The 22,373-nt window shown below is 40.7% G+C and carries 16 protein-coding genes; all 16 read right to left on the minus strand.

Annotated features, from left to right (window positions below; translation table 11 throughout):
• Positions 1 to 341 precede the first annotated feature (341 nt).
• The gene (locus FZC78_RS22725; RefSeq protein ID WP_252183713.1) at positions 342 to 1,796 is read right to left on the minus strand and encodes an MOP flippase family protein; all 1,455 of its coding nucleotides are present in this window, start codon (positions 1,794 to 1,796) and stop codon (positions 342 to 344) included.
• A 396-nt stretch (positions 1,797 to 2,192) separates the two neighbouring features.
• Positions 2,193 to 3,254 carry a glycosyltransferase family 4 protein gene (locus FZC78_RS22730; protein ID WP_148942349.1) on the minus strand — a complete coding sequence of 354 codons (1,062 nt, stop codon included), beginning with the start codon at positions 3,252 to 3,254 and terminating at the stop codon, positions 2,193 to 2,195.
• A 383-nt stretch (positions 3,255 to 3,637) separates the two neighbouring features.
• Positions 3,638 to 4,396: a teichuronic acid biosynthesis protein TuaG gene (tuaG, locus tag FZC78_RS22735; protein ID WP_148942363.1), complete on the minus strand. Its 759-nt coding sequence runs from the start codon at positions 4,394 to 4,396 to the stop codon at positions 3,638 to 3,640.
• 141 nt (positions 4,397 to 4,537) lie between these two features.
• Positions 4,538 to 5,245 carry a hypothetical protein gene (locus tag FZC78_RS22740; protein WP_148942350.1) on the minus strand — a complete coding sequence of 236 codons (708 nt, stop codon included), beginning with the start codon at positions 5,243 to 5,245 and terminating at the stop codon, positions 4,538 to 4,540.
• 12 nt (positions 5,246 to 5,257) lie between these two features.
• Positions 5,258 to 6,457, minus strand: a complete 1,200-nt coding sequence (locus FZC78_RS22745) for a glycosyltransferase family 4 protein (RefSeq protein WP_148942351.1) — start codon at positions 6,455 to 6,457, stop codon at positions 5,258 to 5,260.
• Between the two features lie 21 nt (positions 6,458 to 6,478).
• On the minus strand, positions 6,479 to 7,930 hold the full coding sequence (locus tag FZC78_RS22750; protein WP_148942352.1) for an O-antigen ligase family protein: 1,452 nt from the start codon (positions 7,928 to 7,930) through the stop codon (positions 6,479 to 6,481).
• A 30-nt stretch (positions 7,931 to 7,960) separates the two neighbouring features.
• The gene (locus tag FZC78_RS22755; protein ID WP_148942353.1) at positions 7,961 to 8,983 is read right to left on the minus strand and encodes a glycosyltransferase family 4 protein; all 1,023 of its coding nucleotides are present in this window, start codon (positions 8,981 to 8,983) and stop codon (positions 7,961 to 7,963) included.
• A 216-nt stretch (positions 8,984 to 9,199) separates the two neighbouring features.
• A complete protein-coding gene (locus FZC78_RS22760) occupies positions 9,200 to 10,354 on the minus strand; it encodes a glycosyltransferase family 4 protein (RefSeq protein WP_148942354.1) in 1,155 nt (384 codons plus the stop codon).
• A gap of 356 nt (positions 10,355 to 10,710) precedes the next feature.
• On the minus strand, positions 10,711 to 12,024 hold the full coding sequence (locus FZC78_RS22765; RefSeq protein WP_148942355.1) for a nucleotide sugar dehydrogenase: 1,314 nt from the start codon (positions 12,022 to 12,024) through the stop codon (positions 10,711 to 10,713).
• A 372-nt stretch (positions 12,025 to 12,396) separates the two neighbouring features.
• A complete protein-coding gene (locus FZC78_RS22770) occupies positions 12,397 to 13,698 on the minus strand; it encodes a UDP-glucose dehydrogenase family protein (protein WP_148942356.1) in 1,302 nt (433 codons plus the stop codon).
• Between the two features lie 20 nt (positions 13,699 to 13,718).
• Positions 13,719 to 14,591: a UTP--glucose-1-phosphate uridylyltransferase GalU gene (galU, locus tag FZC78_RS22775; protein WP_148942357.1), complete on the minus strand. Its 873-nt coding sequence runs from the start codon at positions 14,589 to 14,591 to the stop codon at positions 13,719 to 13,721.
• Between the two features lie 435 nt (positions 14,592 to 15,026).
• Entirely contained in the window at positions 15,027 to 17,273 is a 2,247-nt protein-coding gene (locus FZC78_RS22780; RefSeq protein WP_148942358.1) for a SpoIID/LytB domain-containing protein, read from the minus strand.
• A gap of 28 nt (positions 17,274 to 17,301) precedes the next feature.
• A complete protein-coding gene (locus FZC78_RS22785; protein WP_148942359.1) occupies positions 17,302 to 18,039 on the minus strand; it encodes a hypothetical protein in 738 nt (245 codons plus the stop codon).
• A 32-nt stretch (positions 18,040 to 18,071) separates the two neighbouring features.
• Positions 18,072 to 20,156 carry a cell wall-binding repeat-containing protein gene (locus FZC78_RS22790; protein WP_148942360.1) on the minus strand — a complete coding sequence of 695 codons (2,085 nt, stop codon included), beginning with the start codon at positions 20,154 to 20,156 and terminating at the stop codon, positions 18,072 to 18,074.
• A 217-nt stretch (positions 20,157 to 20,373) separates the two neighbouring features.
• Positions 20,374 to 21,534, minus strand: a complete 1,161-nt coding sequence (locus FZC78_RS22795; RefSeq protein WP_148942361.1) for an acyltransferase family protein — start codon at positions 21,532 to 21,534, stop codon at positions 20,374 to 20,376.
• 483 nt (positions 21,535 to 22,017) lie between these two features.
• On the minus strand, positions 22,018 to 22,359 hold the full coding sequence (locus FZC78_RS22800; protein ID WP_148942362.1) for a group II intron maturase-specific domain-containing protein: 342 nt from the start codon (positions 22,357 to 22,359) through the stop codon (positions 22,018 to 22,020).
• Positions 22,360 to 22,373: the final 14 nt, after the last annotated feature.

Below are 22,373 nucleotides of genomic sequence, written 5' to 3' on the forward strand. Positions count from 1 at the left end.
GAGTGTGCTCGGCTTATCAGTCAGACCTCCCTGGGTAAAAGTACAATCTTTCCCTCCACCTATCTGCTTCATTTACTTTGTATTGCTTTCGGCAGAAAGGACTTTGTTTTGTGTTGCAAACTCGTCCAACAATACTAGCCTCTTATGAAGTTCGTGTTCCTCAGACCGGAGGTTTGCCGCTCGCTTCCTTCAGATTCCACGTCACCATGGACACCCTTGCGTTAAGCTAACTGCTACTTCTGCCTTCACAGTTCGGGACTTACACCCTATAGATTGCACCCATGCCAGGCGCACAACAAAAAAGCTTGCAGACGACTTGTCTGCAAGCAAGATTATTTTTATTAAGCCAGTTTTTTCTTTCTTTTTAGAAATCCAGCTAATTCTTTCAGGTAATGTTTATCAAAACTGATAAACAAAATGGCATAGAGGCCTATCCCCAAGAGAACGAGGACGGCAAGCAACAATACAGAAGCTGAATCCCACCATTGAGTTGCCAGTAAATAGCTTCCATAAACCAGAGCAGCCATAGTTGCGCTAATGATGGCCGGAGCTGAGAGTCCTGTAAAGTACTGTTTCGCATTCAGTCCGATTACATGATGAAGAAGGATTCTTCCCAGCAGGAAGTTAATCACTCCTAAAATGACATAGGTCCAGGCTACTGCCTCTACCCCATTTTCCACGACCAAATAAAAAGCCAGCGTATGAATGGCTGCTACACCAAGGTCCCACTTAAAACCAATATCCGCTCGCCCTTTTGCTAACAGGATCGATCCATTCGGATTCATTAACACTCTAAAGGTTCCAAGCAGAGCCAGAATCTGCACGAGTACGATGGAAGCATCATATTGATCTCCAAACATGACAGGAACCAGCACATCAGCTGTGGACATCATTCCAAACAATATGGGAAATGTAATAACAGCGAGCATTTTGGACATGTCTGTGAATCCTTTGCTTAAAGATTCATTGTTCTTCTGCTCTCTGGCAAACAATGGGAAAGCTACCTTAGTAATCAACGGGTTGATTTTCGTGACCGGAACCACGACGAGCTGATAGGCAATCTGGTATACGCCTAATGCTTCAGCTCCTAGAAATCGTCCAATCAAGATATAATCGACATTCGATGATAGGTAACTGACCGACCTCGAACCCATTTGATATAAGCCAAATCCTAGGAAAGATTTCACTTCTCTTAATTTAAAATAGAAGCTTGGGCGAAAATCCTTCCAGCCTTGAATTCCGTATAATAAGGATTTCAAAGAATGAAAAACGATTTGTCCATAGACAAGCGAGAAAACACCAAAGCCCAAGTACGCTAAAAGAATGGCGACAACCGCACCAGTAATCACACTTATAATATCCGTTTTAGCTATACGGTCAAATTCAAGATTTTTCTGCATGATATATTGAAATTGCTGACCAAATGGAATAATGCAGAATATTAAAGCTACAAGATGGACCAGTTCCACCAAGAGCGGTTCATTATAAAAATCGGCAATTAACGGAGCTGAGAAGAAAACAATCGCAGCAACAGTAAAACCGGTCATAACATTTAACCAATACAAGGTTGAAAGCTGGTTTTGTGTAGCATTTTGTTTATGGATAATGGCATTGCCGACACCCATGTCCGTAAAGAGCTGAGCAAATGTGATAATGACCGCAACCATACTCATGATTCCAATTTCGGAAGGATCCAGAAGCCTTGCTATCACTGCCCATTGGAAGAGCTGCACACTTGTATTGATAGCTGTCGCAGAACCTGTCCATTTCATACCGCCTAAAAGCTGTTTCATCATCGAAGACAAAATTTGTTCCCTTCTTTCTAACTAATTACTTCCCGTTATTCATTATACTATAGGGCTCTTTTCGTAAACTTTACTGCTAAACGCTGAAAGATAGCTCCCTAAAGAACTGAGATAGCCTGATAAGCAAGAGAGTAAAGAGTTTCTCTTTTCTTTCAGAGCAAATACGACTTTTAGGATTTTTCAAAAACAACAATATATACGAAAACAACCTAGGCTCAGCTCCAACAGGCAAAATTTCTAAGAGGAAATTACTTTGTTTAATAGAGCCTTAGGAGATTAGCGCTGCACTTTAAAAGCAGTCCACAGAGGGTAATTTTATTATTTCTTAAACAGAAAAAAAAGACAGCCGTTTATGGATAAATAAACGGCTGTTATATGGTTATTCTATTACTGCTGCTTCCCCGACACTTTTCGATAAAACTTGATAAATGGTCGGTATTGGTCATTCACGAGACCTACTGCTTCCACAATGACAAGTGTTATCACAAACAAACTGAACATGATGAGCAGAGCTCCCCACAATTCAACCGAAGATAACAAAATGGCACTGATGCTGAACAGCACACCTAATCCATATATAGCCAGTACCGTGTTTCGATGAGAGAGCCCCATTGCCAAAATCCTGTGGTGCAAATGGGACTTATCTGGACTGGAAATCGGCTGCTTATTATATATTCTCCTGATTATGGCGAACGTTGTATCAAAAATCGGCACTCCCATAATCAAAATTGGAATAATAATGCTGAATAAGGTAACACTTTTATATAGACCCAGCAGTGACAGAATCGATATACTGTACCCCAGGAATAATGCGCCTGTATCCCCCATGAAAATCTTGGCGGGATGGAAATTATAGAAAAGGAAACCCATAGTGCTTCCCAATATAATGACAGAAATAAGCAGTATTAAATCTTTCCCTGCCAGTCCTGCCATAACAGCAATGGTTGCAATCCCTATAGAGGAAATTCCTGCCGCAAGTCCATCGAGGCCGTCAATCAGGTTAATGGCATTCGTAATACCGACAATCCACAGGATTGTAATCGGATACGCCATCCATCCTAACTGGAATTTCTCAACAACAAATGGAATCGTGAGAAAGTCAATGGTGAGCCCAGTACTGACAATCATGACAGCAATCAAAATCTGGGCAGTAAATTTAATTTTTGCAGAAAGCTCAAATTTATCGTCTAAAATCCCCAAAATGACCACGAGTATCGCCCCTGCAGTAATTGCAGTAATTTTTTCGTTATGGAGATCACTTACAAAATAACCTACAGCCACTCCAATAAATATAGCAAGTCCGCCCATACGCGGCATGACCTTTGCATGCACTTTGCGATAGTTCGGTTTATCAGTGATGCCTAATTTCAATGCTAATTTTATTATGAGCGGAGTAATAACCAGGACCGTAATCAGAGATGTAAAAAAAGCCAATAAAACTTTGTCCATAATTAAATCTCCTTATCAAAGTTTCAGTATTAGTATTTCACCTAGCAGAAAATCAACACTAGAAAATAGTGGAGAGCACCATAATCAGGACTCTTTTGGAATCTCCGACACTATCAATCTTCAAAACACGTCAAAATATGCACCATAAAACATCCTCATCTTATCATATAAATCAAAAAGTGCCAATAACTATTTTAACTCTTACTCTTCTTAGACGTTGAAAGGCTAAATAAAGTTACATCTTAATTATTTTTTACCCCATATCTCTGGGTACAAACAAATTAAAAAGCACCCCTTTTAATTTAGGAGTGCCTCGTTATGTTTAGAACTCATAAGAAAGTCTAAAATCAAAATTATTAAAAATCCAAATGAATCTCTTTCCTTTACAGCCTTTTTTTCACTGCATGAAATCCATAATTGACAAAACACCATAATGAATAGCCGAGGCTCAGCTTTTCAATTTTCCGGTAAACCTGCCAGTTTCTCTTAGCAGTTTTTATTTTATTACTGGATATAGATCCTTTGACCACCCTGTACCTAGACAACGTTTCCTGTAAGCCATATGCACTGAAGCCTCTCTTCAGCAAGTCTAACTCTAAGGCAAAGTCCTGGCGGGTCCTGATATTCGGCATTTGGAAATAACCCGTCTTTTCTTTGTCCACCATGACAGTCAAGAAACCGATAATTGTATTTTTCAACAGCCCGTGGTAATCAATGCTCTCAGGGATCTGCACGACCTTTCCGGTGTCATTTCCATCTTGATCCATAATAGAGTATTGGGTGAATGTAAAGGCTAAATCATTCTTAAGCATAAAGCCCAGCTGCTTTTCCAGCTTCTCTGGCAGCCATTGGTCATCTCCATCAAGGAATGCAATAAATCTTCCTTCTGACTCATTTATGGCTGTATTTCTCGCTACCGCAGCACCGCTGTTTTCATCAAGAAAATGGATTTTTATCCTTGGATCTGCATCCGCTTCTCTTTTTAAAATTTCTCTCGTACCGTCAGAAGAACAATCATCCACTATAACCATTTCCCAATTCTTATAAGTCTGTGCCTTAACTGACTCAATTGTGCTTTCAATGTAATCCTGAGAATTGTAGGCAGGTGTAATGACAGATATTAAAGGCTCCGTTTTATTCATCAATAAAATCACCTCTTATAAAAATGACAAAGGCTGGCAGGAACGCCAGCATTCATCTTGTAATTATTAATGGCTGTTTTCCCCGGATACTAAAGGATTTCTCTCTATTAGCAACAAAGTTTACGAAAAGAGCCTTATTAATTAATCTCTAAATACTTCAGGCAGTAATACTAAAAACAAGCTTAACATGAATCCAATTATGAGACCGAAAATGACGTTTGTGAATGGATTGGCAGGCTGCCCGTCACTTCTGCCTCCTCCTTCAGTTACTAGTGTGACTGGTTCAATTACTTCTGCTTGCTTGGTGAAGAACAAGTTTTCCCTCAAGTTAAACAAAAGTTCCTGCCGGGTCGCAGCCTCTTCCGCTGCAACCTCTGTCTCCTCCAAATCTTCAATTGATTGGTTAATAAGTCCTGTCCATTCGTCATATCGAGCGTCGCTGCGTTCAATGAAATGGTCGACAATACCCTCGAGTGTTGCCAAAGTCCTTTCCTCTTCACTTCCAATTAACTTAATAATCACTTGTTCATCATAAACATTTTCAATATCAAGACTTAATTGAATATCTTCTATTTCCATAAGGGTGTTTGACTGATTATCCGGCAGCTTCTGCAGGAAAGCAGTGCTGCTGATTAAATTCTTCACATTGTTGGCCTCATTGAACTGAGGGTCATTGAACTCCCCTAAGTCTATGGTTACTTTAGCAAAGTAAGAACTGCGGCCAGAAGGCGATCCATCGCCTTCATCAGTAGCAAAAAAGGCAAGGACACCTGTCAAAATCGGAAGGATAAGCAGGAATATGGCGTACTTTTTAAATCGGGCAGCTATAGTAGAAAGAGTTCTTCTCATAGTAGAAATCACCTATTTTTCGTTTAGTATGTCTTGATATACATCTTTAATTTTTTGTGCATTCTTCTTCCATGTAAAACCTTCTTTTACTTTTTCCACCGCATTACCGGCTAACTCGTGAATGAGATCAGGCTGCTTAATCAAAGATTTAAATGCTTTAGCAAGGGCCTCCTCATCACGGGATGGAACAAGCAGTCCATCGACATGGGGAGTGATAATCTCCTCCACTCCTTCTCCCAGGCAGCCAATCACAGCATTCTCACTGGCCATTGCCTCGATATAAACGACTCCAAAAGCCTCATTCCAGCTTGGCAAGCAAAAAATGTCGCTTTGATCCATGAGTTCTTTTACTACCTCCAGCACGACCGCGCCCATGAAAGTGACATGATTCTCCAGTCCAAGCTCTTTTGTCAGCTGCTCGAGTGACTGCCTTTCTTCTCCATCACCCGCAATAACATAATGAAAATCAGGCTGCTCATCTTTAAGCCTGCTAAGAGCCCGGAGGTTATACTCGATTCCTTTTCTCTCCACCAAGTAGCTGACACTCAGGATATTAATTTTGCCTTCTGGAAAGTACGCTTTTTGGGTGGTCCTTGGCTCCAGGAAAAGATCATTGATTCCATTATGAATGACGGATATCTTAGATTCGGGAACTTCCAGCTCTTTTCTGTTTATTTTATTTAAGCGCTCACTCACCAATATCACCTTCGCCGCATCCGACATGGTCAGGCGTATAGCTTCTTTGGCTTTTTCGTTTAAATGAATTGACTTAAAGAAGTCTTCTCCATGGATGGTGACCGCATAAGGAACATCAAAGTCTTCAGCCAATTTTCTTGCAGCAAAGCCATCTGGAAGGGCAACATGGGCATGAATTAGATCAAAGTCGAATTCCTTCCTGATATCTTTAACCAATTTCTTTATACTGCCATACAGATTTTCACCATTCCGCTCAAAAAGAATATTTTTTGGGAGGGACATATATCTTGGATGATAGACGGAAATCCCTTCCCTTTCTTCAATAGAGGGCACTTGGTCGTATGCTCTCCACTTAGCTCGCAGCTTATTGATTGGAAACGGTGTGGCTTTCATCGGTGCAACTACCTTTATCTCGCATCCCTGCTTGATGAGCTCCCTAACTTGCTCTTGTACAAAAATACCATAAACCGGCTGCATAGAGGATGGATACATATGAGAAATAATTAACACTTTCATCGTTTCAACCCCTTACTAACGTTAATTAACACGAGACCTGAATGTTGGCTTGTTTCGAATATAATTTAGGAATCCAATGCTGAATGCTATGAGAACCCAATGGAAAAATAAATTAGAAACAGAACTTGGACTAATGGAGGCTGGAATAAAGGTGATCAATGAGAATAAAAGAGCCTCAGCTATCATTTTCTCAACAGAGTCATCTGTCTGTTTCCAGAATCTATAGAAGGATACGATCAATACAGCAAATACCAGCACATACCCTACAAAGATGATCACTCCGAAATTAGAGAATATCTCAAGCCACCAATTATGCATTTTATAAATTCCCCGGGTGAAGTAAGCTGAATAACTCTCCAAGTAAACTTGAGAGTTTCCTGCCCCCACTCCAAAACCAAGTGTATCACCAATAAAGTGGAAGGCATTTTTAGTAAGATTAATTCTGATTTGAGTCGACCCCATATTATCAGGATCAAAATCTTCGCCTTTAAATTTTTCGAGAACGCTGAAGACCCTGCCGCTGAATAGGACAAGAATAACAGCTGCACCAATCCCTCCCAATAGGATAAGGAATTTTTTCAGTTTTGGCCTAAAATGCATGAATACATAAAGTGCAAGACCCACTCCAAGGCCCAGCATACTGGCACGGGATGAGGTCAAATAAATCAAATATAGTGATAAACCGATCATCGCTAAGTTGGCCAGTTTAACATACTGATTCTGTGAATACTTCAAAAAGGAGATGAAAAAGAAGATACCGATGCTCAAGAAAACTGCATAATCATTCTGATTCACAAAAACAGCTGTGGGCACGCCTTGTACATGTTCAGGAAGAGTATTAATCGTCGAGATGGCTAAATGCTGCCTTGTAAAGTGATTCCACAGCCCTATGCCAATCAACACCACCGTCATGATGATCCATATGTAAAAGAGATTGAGATACTGCAGGCGTTTTGTGAAATAAACGTTTACCAAAGTAATCAAGGCAATCCCGATAAATAAAAGAATCAAATATTTTATCCCTTCAGTAATGGACTTTGCCCATAGCAAAGAAATGAATCCATACCCAAGCCAGGAATAAAAAAAGAGCAGCTGAAATTTTACTTTTGAATTGTATATCCTTGCTTGCCCTTTTAGAAACTGATAAATAAAAATGGCAAGTGACAGAACAAAGAATAGACGATATGGAAAAAGACTGAAGGGCCCCACATTAACGGATAAAATCCCGGCACCCAGAAATGAGGTTGCTATGAATAAGTATAAGAAAACATGCTCCCAATGCAGCCCCTTAAGGAAAAACGCAGCAAATCCTACCGCCATCAGAAGGCCGATTCCCAATAAGAGAATATCAAGATTCAAAAGAGAACTTGTACCAAGCACATGCAGGGCCAGAAAAAATAATATACTCAAAGCGACTGAGGAAAGGATTTGAAATAAGAGATTCTCTTTAAATTTCACTTTAATGTACTCCACCCTATTTCCCCCTTTTCTTGTTTTTTAACATTACTTCTCGACTTCCCTTAAATATGGTTTGAAGATGTTTCTTCTATAAAATTTTTTTCTTGTCTCCAACGGAATTTCTTTTTTCTCTGTCAACGTCAAGTATGGCTCGAAAAACTGATGAAAATGAGACCCTTTTTGGAAGCAGTCAAAGATAGGCAGCCCAAGTCCGATATAGTCAAATGTTTTTGTACCATGTTCCAGCGATTCATCCCGGATAATACAGAAGCCAATATCTGCTTGTGAAGCTTTTTTAATCGCATCTTGATATGGAAGCCTTGGGATAAAACGGACATTCTGGGCCATTTGCAATTTTTCTACTATAGGTTTAATCTTCTCTTCCTTTGCTCCGATAAACTCTAGCATATAATCCTTTTCTGCTGCTTCATTCACGTCCCTTAATTTCCGCAGAGCTGCTTCAGCCTTTTCAGCTCCATATTCAACAAATTTCCCCATACAAACATACGTGAGGGCATCATTCGGCCCTTTATCAGCATGCGCAAATTGCTCAGCATCAATATCATGTCCATTGATGACCACGGTGAATTTATCCGTTTCCCCAATGGCTTCGCGGTGAGATTCTTTCATCCCTTCTGACACGGTCCAGATATTTTCGCTATATTTATACATTATTCTTTCCCAAAATTCCGCTTCTTTAATGACTCTCCAGGAAGCCCTCTTCTTTGTCCCCCCAAAACCGCCTTTTAAATTTGCGGACCAAGGATCTCTGATATCTACTATGAATTTTTTCTTCCTGGCCAGAGCGGCAGTCAGGATAAAGCGCAGGTGCCAGAAAGGCCCGCAGGAAACGAACAATTTATCATACTTTGCTTTCATAAGGTACTTAAATACAGCAAGTCCCCATTTTAATTTACTCTTTTGAGCCGCTGGACCGAATGACTTCTTCGTAATAACATCAATTTCGTTCCCCCGCTTTTCCAGCTCATCAGTTAACACTCTGGATCTAAGCGCAGCCACACCATCTTCTTCAAAAAAATAGTAAGCTACATATACTAACTTCTTCATGTCTATTCACCTCCATATAATTGTATCTGCACAGATTTTCACTAAAAGGAAGGGCTGAATGAACCCAAAGAAGCGTTCCGCCCTCTAATGTAACAGGGATGTCCAATATAAAGGAATTGGTTTCCTCTAAAAGGGAAGGGAAATTTTGTGTATAAAAGAAGTACCATTCATGCTGGACAATGGAGCTTCAGCTGCTGATTCAGAAAGGGAAGTCTCTCAGGTCTCGCTGGAAAAGCGGAAAGGCTGATTACTGTATAATTCTTTATATCTCTCAGCAATTTCCTCCCATTTGAAAGCTTTTGATTGTTCTATGCTCCTGCTTGATATACCTTCATAGTCCTGGACAATCTTCTCAATGCCGCTGACGATTGAACCGGGAGTTCCGGGGTCGACGGAATATCCTACTTCTCCATCAGGAAAGAACCCATCTATCCCTTGGCCTTCAGAATAAAGAACCGGCAGCCCCTTGGACATGGCTTCAATATAAACCAGTCCGAATGTCTCACGGAATGATGGCATGACAAAAATATCAGATTCCTCCATCAGTCCGGCAATAACTGTCTTATCCTTAATATAGCCGTGAAATTTTACACGGTCCTCGATTTTTAGTTCTTTGCTGAGTTCCATGGTTCTCTCTTCATAAGGGCCGCTGCCTGCTACATGGAGCGTTACATCTTTCCCTTGATCCGCCAAAATGGCACAGGCTCGGATAACTGAACCTAAGTTCTTATTCTTATCTATTAATCCCACAAACAATAGACTCATCTTATCTGGGGTTTGGCTTTTGACAGGAGAATGAAGGCTGTGCCAATAATCATCGATTCCATTGGGTATCACCCGGCACTTATCCTTTATGGCCTCGGACACCTCTGCAGGAAGGAGTGAGAATGTCTTTTCCTTGTAGGCATGAGAGAGAAAGACGATTCCTTTGGCATTTTTGAGGATTTTGTACATAAAGGGCCTCAAATGTACTGCATATTTGTAAAAAAAGTTAATATCCGTATTGCGGACGTTCACTATATATGGTGTTCCATACTTTTGATGCAGCTTGTATGCTGTACCGCCATCACTAAAAATCGTGTGGGCATGTATGAAATCAATTTCAGCAGCATTCCCAAAAGAGCTTTCAATTTCTTTCATTTGTTTGGTGATTTTATTTTTATATAAATACTTATCATGCTTTTTTATCATATTTCTATAAGAATAGTTGATATCATGGTATTCTGCCGGAAGCTGGTTGCTGCCTATATGGCTTTCATCTTTGACCGGCACAAACACATCTTGTTTAAGCCCAAGCTGCGACAAGCGGCTGAACAAGTTCATGTACAATTTATTTCCTATGTAATAAGAACAAATATGCAACAACCTCATTTGGGTCCTCCTTAAAGAAAACACACGGTCTGCCCCATCATTTGGAGCAGCGCCGCATTTGACAATTTATGAAGCTCTTTTTCGCAAGGCGGTTTTGATAAAGATTATGGCTGTTTGACTAGTAATAGAATTCTGGTCCTGGCACATGACTGCAATCTCATTCCGCTTCGTCCAAGGCGGGGAAAACCAATCTTCTAGAAAAGAGACGATGCTATTCCATAACAAACGCCATGAGGCACCTGCAGCTCCTTTATATGCAATAAAGGGAAGAGCTTTTCTCTCCTTTTGCTTAATTACAGGTAATGATCAGGTCATTGGTGTTTTTTACAAGCAGCAACTCTAACCTGAACTGCCTGCTATAAACTCCAGTATTCGTACCCGCGGGCTTCACATTCTTTTCTGCTGAATAAGCTTTTCACATCAACCAGCACTTTATTATTGTCCGCGAATGTTTGATCAATGAAATCCAAATCATATTCCTTTTTAAATTCATCATGAGAGACGGCCAGGACGATTCCATTTAGATCTTTCAAGGCATCTTTTTCAACCAGCTCGATACCATAGACCCCATTCACTTCTTCTTTTTCAGCAACAGGATCATGAACAAGAACTTCGACGCCGAATTCTTTTAATTCCTCAATAATGTCGATGACTTTTGTATTCCTCACATCTGGGCAATTTTCTTTGAACGTCAAGCCCATAACAGCGACTCTGCTGCCTTTAACTGGATTCCCAGCCTTTATCAGCTTCTTAATGATATTGCTCGCAACATATTTCCCCATATCATCATTGATCTTGCGGCCAGATAAAATAATTTGGGAGTGATATCCCAGCTGTTCAGCTTTGTAGGTGAAGTAGTATGGATCAACACCTATGCAATGGCCTCCTACTAAACCGGGAGTGAATTTAAGGAAGTTCCATTTCGTGCCTGCGGCTTCAAGAACTGCCTTTGTATCAATATCCATTTTGTTGAACACCATGGATAGCTCATTCATAAAAGCAATATTGATATCTCTTTGGGAATTCTCGATAACCTTCGCAGCCTCAGCTACTTTAATGGATTCTGCCCTGAAGACGCCTGCTTCTATAATAGAACCATAAACATCGGCGATTACATCCAGTGCTTCATCATCTGATCCGGAAACAATCTTGATAATCTTAGTCAGAGTATTGACCTTGTCGCCGGGGTTGATTCGTTCGGGAGAATATCCAACCTTGAAGTCTTCTCCGAATATCAGGCCTGACTCTTTTTCCAAGATGGGAATGCATATTTCTTCCGTCGTTCCCGGGTAAACAGTTGACTCAAAAACAACGATTGAACCTTTAACCAGGTTTCTCCCTACTATTTCACTTGCGCTGATGACTGGTGTAAGGTCAGGCGTTTTATCACTATTAATCGGTGTCGGAACAGCCACAATATGGAACTTTGAGTTCTTCAATTCAGCCTCATCACTTGTAAATACAATAGACGTGTTGCTTACAGCTTCATTTCCAACTTCATTGGTTACGTCGACACCTTTCTTGTATTGTTCAAGTTTCTTTGTGTTAAGGTCAAAACCTGTTATCTTATATTTCTTCGCGAATTCGACAGCCAAAGGAAGGCCGACATAGCCTAAGCCGATAACTGAGATTCCTTCTTCTTTATCTCTAATCTTGGTAAACAAGTCCATTTATAAGTCTCTCCTTAAAATTGATATACTTTAGCTTTTCATATATTTAACTGCATTAAACATGTTGAAGGCACTCATATTACGAAACCCAGTTTTTTAGAAGTTTCTCCTGTTATTTTATTATTAGTTTCAATTTTTGTCGAATAAATCTTCGTTCTGCTGTCGATTTAGAGGAATAAAAACAAGATCATGCCGGGGAATGGATTTGCTAGTAGTTCTGCAAGGAGCTGCCACTCCTCCATGCGGCAAAAAAGAAGGCGTACTTGGAGCCAAATTCGATTAAGAAACACAATCAGAGCCTTAAAGAAAGACGATAAAGGGGGACTTTTAAAAAGTCCCCCTTTTGATAATGTGATCCCCACTCTGAAAGCTTTATACCAAAGATGGTCTCCCGATGGAGTGATATTCCAGCCCGAACTGAGCTACATGATCAAGTGAAAAACAGTTTCTTCCGTCGAAAATAACCGGTTTCTTCTGTTTTTGTGCAAGTAACCCTAGATCAAGCTTCTTGACTTCATCCCAGTCTGTGAGAATCATAACGATATCAGCATCTTCAAGAGTTGCTTCAATATCACCTGAAATATCAATTTGCTCAGGAAGTACCCGTCTTGCTGTTTCTTTCGCTATAGGATCAAATCCTTTAACATTTGCGCCTTGCTTCACTAGTTCATCAGCAATGACAATGGAAGCTGCTTCTCTCATATCATCAGTATTTGGTTTAAATGCAAGGCCAAGCAGAGCAACATTCTTTCCTGAAAGGCTGCCAAATCTCTTTTCAGCTTTCTCCATCAAGATTCTCTGCTGTTTATTGTTCACTTCAATCACAGATTTCAACAATTGGAAGTCATGTTCCACTTCTCCAGAAATTTGGATAAGTGCCTTTGTATCTTTAGGGAAACAAGAGCCCCCATACCCGATTCCCGCGTTAAGGAATTTCGATCCAATTCTATCATCCAAGCCCATCCCTTTTGCCACATCCGTGACATCGGCATTAAGCTTTTCGCAGATATTTGCAATTTCGTTGATAAAACTGATTTTCGTAGCGAGAAATGCATTTGATGCATATTTGATCATTTCTGCCGTTTCAATAGTGGTCACCATCACCGTCGTGTTGAACGGTTTATGCAGCTCCGTTAAGATTTCCCCGGCTTTATCGGATTCTACACCAATGATCGCTCTCTCCATATTCATGGTATCGTAAATAGCCGAACCTTCCCTGAGGAATTCTGGATTTGAAGCCACATCAAAATCATCGCTTCCGCTGTACTTCGCTACTAATTCTTTCACACGGCGGTTCGTCCCTACCGGTACAGTACTCTTCGTTACGATCACTTTATATCCATTCAGGTTTTCACCAATTGATTTAGCTACCGCTTCTACGTACTGCAAGTCTGCTTCCCCGGATGCCTTCTCAGGGGTACCGACAGCGATTATGATGACATCGGCAGTATCCATCCCTTGATTTAACTGGGTAGTGAACGAAAGTCTTCCTTGTTCTGTATTCTTGATAACCAGGTCTTTCAGTCCCGGTTCATAAATAGGAACAATCCCCTTTTTCAGGTTGTTGATTTTATTTTCATCGAGATCTACGCACGTTACGTTATTTCCGATATCACTGAAACACACTCCTGATACCAGGCCGACATAACCTGTTCCGATTACACAAACGTTCATCTTCATAGCTCCTTCAATTATTAATCTGCCACTATTTCTTTAAGCCACTTGCGCAGAGGATCCTTTAGGTCATCTCTCATTAAAGCAAACTCCACAGTAGCTTGTACGAAACCATACTTATCTCCAATATCATATCTTCGGCCGTTAAAATGGTAGCCATACATGTCTTGCTGCTTTGTCAATTCTTTCAAAGCATCGGTCAATTGAATTTCGTTTCCTCTGCCCGGTGGAATATTCTCAAGTATATCTAAAATTTCAGGCGTCAGCACATATCTTCCCATGATAGCCAGGCGGGAAGGGGCTTCTTCTAAAGAAGGCTTCTCGACCAGGTCCTTGATCTTTACAAGGTTTCCTTCATAATTCTCATCTTCCGGGGCAATAACTCCATATTTTGATACATCCTGATCCGCAACTTGCTGAACGCCGATAATAGAACTCTGCTTATCTTCAAATTCGTCAATCAGTTGTTTTAAGCAAGGTTTTTCTGATACTACAATGTCATCTCCCAGCATGACCGCGAATGGATCATTGCCTATGAACTTTCTTGCACACCAAATGGCATGGCCCAATCCTTTTGGTTCCTTTTGGCGTATATAGTGGATATCAGCCATTTCCGAAATTTTTTGTATCTGTTCCAGCTGTTCGTATTTTTCTTTTTCCGCAAGCATTTCTTCCAGTAAAAGAGATTTATCGAAGTGATCTTCTATCGCACGTTTGCCGCGTCCTGTCACAATCAAAATATCTTCTATCCCGGAGTTTACAGCTTCTTCTATTATGTACTGAATCGTCGGTGTATCTACAATCGGAAGCATTTCCTTAGGTTGAGCTTTCGTTGCAGGCAGGAAGCGAGTCCCAAGTCCAGCTGCAGGTATAATCGCTTTTTTCACTCTCATATTCAAACACCTCTTTTGATATTTTCCTCTTGTCTAGTAAAACAATTGTATTATAGCATACCCATGCTTGAAAATCGTGATGTTACAAATTTATAATCTCTGTATAAACTTGTAACGGTTTGATTATCTTCTTTTTCCGGATAGGCTGCTGCCAAGTGCAGTTGGTTTCCTTCACTACCTTTTCCCAAAATCAAACTATTAAAACAAGGCGGTTTCGGATATATTGCCGCTTTCGGATATCTACTGGATAATAGGCTTTTTCCTCTCAGCGGGAAGTACACTCTTCTTTTTCAGTAGATCCTGCGTGCACAATGGCTGTTATCTTTCGAAACTAATATTGACCAGCCTCATCGCCTTTGAAAAGACTTTAAAACAAAGAAATAAAAAGAGACCGCATAGCTTCCATGCGGTCTCTTTTTACTCTTACTTGTTAGTTTATTTTCCTAGCTGTGCACCAGGATAATAATGATTCAATATCTGTGTATAACTCATACCTCTGTCACCCATTGCTTTTGCTCCATATTGGCTCATCCCAACTCCATGGCCAAATCCTTTTCCTTGGATCGTGAATTTTCCACCGCTGTTTTGGATAGCATCAATATGGTAGCTTTTGAAGTAAATTCCGCCAAACATTGAGCGTAATTTACTTATGTTTTGATCTTGCAAGTGAAGGGTAAACAATTTTATATCCCCTAATAAAGCATTTTTAATATTTGTTTTGGTACTATCTGAAATCGCCGATGTACCTCCTAAATAGTAAATATGCGGGCGCATTCCTAAATCTTTTACCCACTCCTGCACGTTCGCTGGCAAGGAATCTTTCTCGGTAAGAACTACAGGTGCCGATTTTGAAGCTGCAAGAACTGCACCAGGCAAAGCATCAATAAATGTTTCTCCCTGAGCAAAGAAGATATTGTTTAAATCAAAGTTGAACTTATCAGCAATTTTGATACTAGTTTCATAGCGGGATGCACCGGAAATTCTACTAATATTTGAAACACCCAACGAGTGTAATTGACTTTCAATCGTGCTGCTGACAGCTGAAGTTCCCCCAATGATTGTCACTTTATCAATATTGGATCCCTTAATGATATTTTTTACAGAAGAATCCAGGGACTCTCTGCTAGTTAATAGGATTGGAGCCTTCTTATCTGCTGCATAGGATGAAATGGACAGGGCATCTGGTGACACTTCATCTCCACTGGTAATAAATACTTCAGTGAAATCCTTTACTTCTTTTGCAACAGCAGAGGAAGTCTGGTATCTGGAAGAACCACTCACTCGCTTTACTGTTACTCCGATTGATGACAGTTCACTTTCCACTTTTTCAGAAATGGCAGCTGTGCCGCCCAATACATATACCGTTGATGCCTTTAACTCTTTAATTCTATTTAGCACCACACTCGGCACTTTGTCAGATTCTGTTAATAATAGCGGGGAATTCAGTTTCTTAGCTAATACCGTACCCGTGATCGCATCTACATGCTTATCGCCGCGGCCAAGGACTACCGCTCCAGACGTTCCCCATCCTTCTTTCGAGATTTCCACACTCGTGTTATAGCGGGTAGATCCGCCAAGAGTAGTGGCATAATCATTGGATATATTATTATTATTGCTTTCTCTTACATATTCACCATTCTTATTCTTAACAAAGTATTCGACTTTTACCGTTCCGTGTGTGCTCTTCCCTGTTGCCGTCCCGTTATCTGCCTTAGTAGAACCGCTCACGCTTAATTCCGGCACCCTTACAACTTTGATATCAGAACCTGCTGCAACATTTGTGTTTTTCTCAATATAGCTCTTAATGTATTTCAGGGTTTTTGCATCTTCGCTTTTCTCTAATGCGGTATTCCACCATTTTTCAGGGCGCAAAAGATCGAGTTTAGATGCGTCCACTTGAACTTGGTTGATTGCAAGGTTCCAGCCAATCTTCGGATCATACGGGTCTGCTTTTGATGGAAGATAGCTGGCTTTCGAACTCCCCCAGTAATTCGAGTTCGACTCTGTATGGCCACCGTTGCTGGACGAATAGACTGCCGAAATCAAACGGCCTCCTGAACGAAGGACTTGTCCGGCTGTACCTTCAACCGCTTTTGTAGAGTTGGGATACCATTTATAACCGTCATACACTTGATTGGAGATGGTATCATCAAAGTTCGTATTGCTGACTCTTCCTATCGCATAAGTCCTGGCGGCAACAGCCTGGGCTTTCAGAGCTTCGACATTCCAAGAAGCAGGCATTTCACCAGGTACTACCCCTTTAAGATAGTCCTCAAAAGGCAGCATATTGATCGGTCTGATGTAACTTCCTTCAATCGTGAACTTAACCGTTCCCAAATAGGGTTCGCCGTTAATAGAGAAGTAGTTTGATTGACCGTAGGTTTTCGGTTCGATGGTGAATGATGTGCTATAGGTTTTGATTTTGGTATTATTTCTATACAAATTTAGCTTGCCGCTTTCAAGCTTAACGTTGTAGCTGCTGCTTGAATTCAGCTTGATATCCGAATTTTCTGTAATAAAGTACTCACCTGTGATTTTTAGCGCGATATTAGTGGTGTTCCCCAGTTTGTTCCTTAGTTTCACCTTTACTTCCTCAGCTGCATGCCCCACTCCTGTATAGGAGTGGGAAAACAAGGTAAAGACCATAAGAAAAACAATCATAAATGTTAATTTTTTTCTCAATTTACTCCGCTCCCCGCCACTCTAGTATTTAATCTAGGACTACTGTTGATTTATAACCATTATCTCCAGTTACTTCCATTTCTTCTTTCACCATTCCATATCCAGGGGCATAGTAACGAATGATAATAGTATCGCTTCCGACCACTTCATCAGTAACTTTTTTTACTTGTTTCACATCTTCATAGGTTTTGCCGCCAACTTCAAGTGTTTCACCTTCGCTGACCAGTTCCCACTCAGCACTTTCCCCGAATATCACTTCAGTGTCCGTGCTTGGTTCAAATCCCTGGAGCAGGTTAGCATCTGGCTGGTCGGGGTCGGTATACTCCTGATAAACCAAAGCCACTTCATCTTCTGACCAATGATATATTTCCGTTGTCATAGATCCGCCGAGAGTGACTACCATCTGAACATACTCTTCATCTTGAGCAATTATTTCTTCTGTAAAGACCTGTTGATCATTTTCTTTAAAAATCCTCACTTCACTGCCCTCAGGCCTGTACATCAAAAGGCTTACTTCAGCAGCATCATTCTCAGCTGATTCATCTTGGTCCAAGCTGTCAGATGGGGTATCCTGTTCGCTGTTTGAAGCATTTCCCTCCTGCTCTGAGACTGAATCATCAGCTGGCTGGTCAGTGTTTTTATCATTTGATTGCTCTTCATTCTGCATTTCATCCACAGCAGTCTCATTGTCATTTTCCGCATTATTAGAACATGCCGGAAGGACCACTAGGGCACCTAACAGCAATAGCATTGCAAGCTTCTTCATAGTTGTCCTCCAATCAGCTGATCGTTTGTCGATTACTTAATAAAGTAGGTTGTATCCTGTACCAGATCGGCTGGCAATGTACCGCCTACAACCTTAACCTCTTTAATACGCTGCCCATTCGCCAAGTTCCTAAGGAAGAACTCTACACTAGAGTCCATTTCCGGACCAGTCATAATAAGAGGTGCTCCGTTTCCAATTGAAAGAGGAGCAGCCGACAAGGCATCCGGGAAGCTCTCTCCGGTAGAAAGCAAGATGGCAGAGGAATCAAACTTGTCCTTAAACTCCCATAGCACTGCTGATAATGTCTTATAACGTGTAGTACCAGATAATCTCTTTACATTGCTTGCTGCTGTTTTCACTGACTTTTCAACAGCTCCGCTCACTGCCGCAGTTCCGCCGATTACTCTGGCAGGTTTTCCTTTAATAAGAGACAGAGAGTCGCTTGAGATTGATTTCTGGTCTGTTAGGATAATTCCCCAATTGTTGGCTGCTGCGATAGGAGCAACAGAAAGTGCATCAGCAAATTGTTTGCCGGAAGCAATGAAATAGCCGTTCACGGAACCAAGTTTTTGTACGATTTTTCTGTTGGTTTCATAACGATCGCTTCCTTCAATGCGTTCAACTGCAATATCCAAGCCGCGAATTCCCTTTTCGACTTCTGAGCTAAGGGCTCCTGTACCGCCTATCATGATCACTTTTTCAGCACCTAATCTCGAAAGCTCTGATTTAATGGAACTATCTAAGTTGTCTGATTCTGATAATAAGATCGGTGCCTTGCCATAAACACCTGATAAAGGACCGGCCGACAATCCGTCTGCAGAATCATACCCAGTAGCGAGAATGGCGACTTTTTGTTCTTTATCCTGTGCAAAGCCTTTAGGATATAGCATTTTAGACACTTCCACTGATGTTTTCACGCGGTTGCTTCCGCTCAGCACATTGACATGCGGTGTGGTTACTGCCTTCTGTCCTTTAATATTCGTCCAAATAATTTCAGAAGTATCACTTCTTACTACTTTGCTGTTTGTAAGCTTTTCAGCTTCAAAGAGTGCCTTCTTATAATCATAGTAATTATTCTTTTTGGTATTGGACTGATAGACCGCATAAACCGGTTTAATTCCGTTCGCCCATGCTATCCACTCTGCATCCTTATTGTAAACATAAGAATTTGCATGTTTTTTCGCATAATCAAGAGCCAGCTGGTATGAATAGAAGCCTTTTTCTGAACTTTCATTTCCTGTATAAACAATATAATTTTCGTTGTCGTAAATTGTCTTTTGAGTCTCTTTATCAAAAACCGTTACAAATTCATTCTGTTTATCCGCAAACCGGATAGCTTCTTCTTTCGTGTCCGTCACTATCAGACGTTCATTTTTCATGTTATATACTTCGAATACTTCATAGTAGCTGTCAATCCCAGACGACACAGCCTTTGCCGCAGCCCATTGAAAGTCATTCGTCTTGATCCTTGCTTCTTCCTCGGCATTTGTCATGTAGCCAAGTTCCAAAAGAACAGAAGGCGATTGAGCATTACGGATCATATAAAAAGCCTCATCCGCATGAATTCCTCTGTCTTCTGTTTTCAGATTGGTAACCATATTAGGATGAACAGACTCTGCTAGTCTTTTGCTATCCTGGAGGTATGTGATTTGCAAGGGATCATGCGGCCATCTGGAGTCAAAGTAACGCAATCCATCATAGTAATACGTTTCCGTTCCTTTTACACCCGTGTATCTTGGATGTCCATTATGATGCACAGATATAAAGATGGTTTGGTCATTATTACCTCTCATCAAATCATTCGCATAACGCATCCGCAAATCTAAATCCCCGCCAGCCCCAGATATATAACTTGAAAAGTCAACATCCGACTCACGCGTCATATGGACGTCATATCCTTTATCTTCAAGTAATGATTGTAATTTCAAGGAAACCGATAAGTTCACATCTCGTTCGCAAATCCTTGTAATGTTACCTGTTAATCCACATGTACCAGTGTGTTTCCCACCATGCCCCGGGTCAATAACCACCCTTTTTTCTGCCGATGCACCATTAGCTGATACCATCATAAAAAGTCCCATAGACAGCGCCAACGAACCAAGAAGCTTTTTCTTCATTTTTTCCTCCTACTAATGTCGAATTATTGTAATCTATGTAACATTATAGCAATTGAACATATGAAAAAACATACGAAATTGGAAATAAGTGCTTATAGACTACTAGAAAAATTCTTCCAATCCTTTTCTTTAGGTTTAAAGACTGGAAAGGCAGGGAAAGTAAATAAGCTGCCAATTTTGATATCGGCAGCTTCATGAATATTGTTAAGCAAAAGGCTTAAATCTTTAAATACCAATTTTTTCTATGCAAGATAATCGCTGTTATTGTCCAAAAGAGAACAATGAATAAGGCGAATGAGATTTTGGGATAAGCACTCCACTCTTCAATCCATTGAAGGAAGAGACTATGAATGGACTGCTCCTTCCCAGAAGCTGCTTCAAGTCTTACATTAATTAATACTGAAATCAGTATGTACTTCCCAAAGTAAATTAACAAACTATTTCTTCCATACGCTTCAATGATCCAGCTGACACCGGTAGCGCCTCTTGAATCCCCATCTTTCCCTTCTTTATCAAAAATAATATAAAACAAGGCAAGTACTGCGATAATGGCTCCTGATGCAAAAGCTGTAAAACTTCCTGTCCATATGCGCTTATTAAATGGAAGAAACTCATAAAACAACAGAGACACCACTCCTAGCAGCACAGCGAATCCAAACAATTTCAGCCACGGCTTTTTATTGCGGTATTTAAGCATCAGCATACCTGCCGCATACCCAAACAGAACGTTTGTTAAAGCTCCCGGCACTGACATAATCCCTTCTGGGTCATATCCTCTTTCTCCTTGATGATATAAGTGCTCACTGCCAAAGACTGCCTTATCAACCGCTATCCCAGGATTACAATCAGGCTGCGGTAGGCCATCGGCACATCCATCACTTCCACTAAGTAAGAAAGCTGTATGTAAAGAGATAATAAGGAGGCCGACCAAAGAAGCTGCCCACCACTGCCTTGCAAATCGTGTGATCAAGACGAGGGCTATGCCAGTTATAGAGAAAATTTGCAGAACCCCAGTATATCTCAATGTACTAAAGTCTATTTCCCAAGCTCCTATCATATTGAAAACAAGCCCCAAAATAATAAAAGCAATTGTTCTCCTAATGAGCTTTTGCCATTTTACTTTTTTGAAATAGGCAATTGCCATCCCAATACCATACAAAGTAAGAAATCCTGGAAAAATGATATCAGTAATTGTCAGTCCATACCACTCTGCATGTCTAAAATATTCTAATCCTCCCCATGGCAAGGCACTTACAAATACAGAAAGTAAGACAACCAGCCCTCGGACCATATCTACAGAATTAATTCTTTTCTTCTTCTTTGACTTTCCAGGCAATTCCGTCTCAGTCAAAGGACCCTCTATATCTTTTTGACTCAAGATTATAGCCTCCTTCTTTTATAATATTTCATTCATAATATCTAAATCATACAGTTGATCTGCTTATAAGACAATTCTTTAAAGGTATGGCTGTTTATACGAAGATTGTGGATTTCTTAATCAGGATTTCCCCTCTAACCTTTCTACGTAAAGAGGGAGGAGGATAAAATACCATTCAATAACAAATCGTTTTAGCATTGAACCAAAGATAAAGACGGGTTACAACAAAGCACAGAATGGCTAATGCTTAAAACAAACAAAACCGATGTCTGCATTACGGGCAATCTTCACATACAAAGCCATTCTACTACAGGACTGGCATCTTCTTCGTTGCTGCATAAAATAATTTCTTTTTTCTGATACCACCTCACACCTTGCGGCTGGATCACATCCGTAAATACGGTCAGAATCGAGTAGGAGGGGGTGACTAACCCCCGACCTCTCACACCACCGTACGTACCGTTCGGTATACGGCGGTTTCAATTAAGTCAAACGCAAAGTTTGATATCTCATAAGCAGACTCTTGAGCCCTTGATTCGACCAGTATTGGTTATCAAGGRCTCTATCTAAGATGGGGCTTTTAGCGATACGCCAATAACCCAACCTAGTATTTGCCCATTCCCAAGCCTTGTTAGTTTGTATTCCTAACTTCGTTAGGTTTCTATGTTTTGTTTTAACTTTCTTCCACTCTTTCCATCGAATCATTCGCAATCTTCTTCGAATCCATTGGTCTAGCTTGGCTAGAACCGAGGGGGTATCGGCTAATTGATAGTACCCCATCCAGCCCACCAAGTAGCGGTTTAGCTTCTCCAATCTGTTTGCCATGCTGATAGACCATT

Source organism: Rossellomorea vietnamensis (assembly GCF_008180415.1).
In the GTDB taxonomy this organism is placed as follows: domain Bacteria; phylum Bacillota; class Bacilli; order Bacillales; family Bacillaceae_B; genus Rossellomorea; species Rossellomorea vietnamensis_C.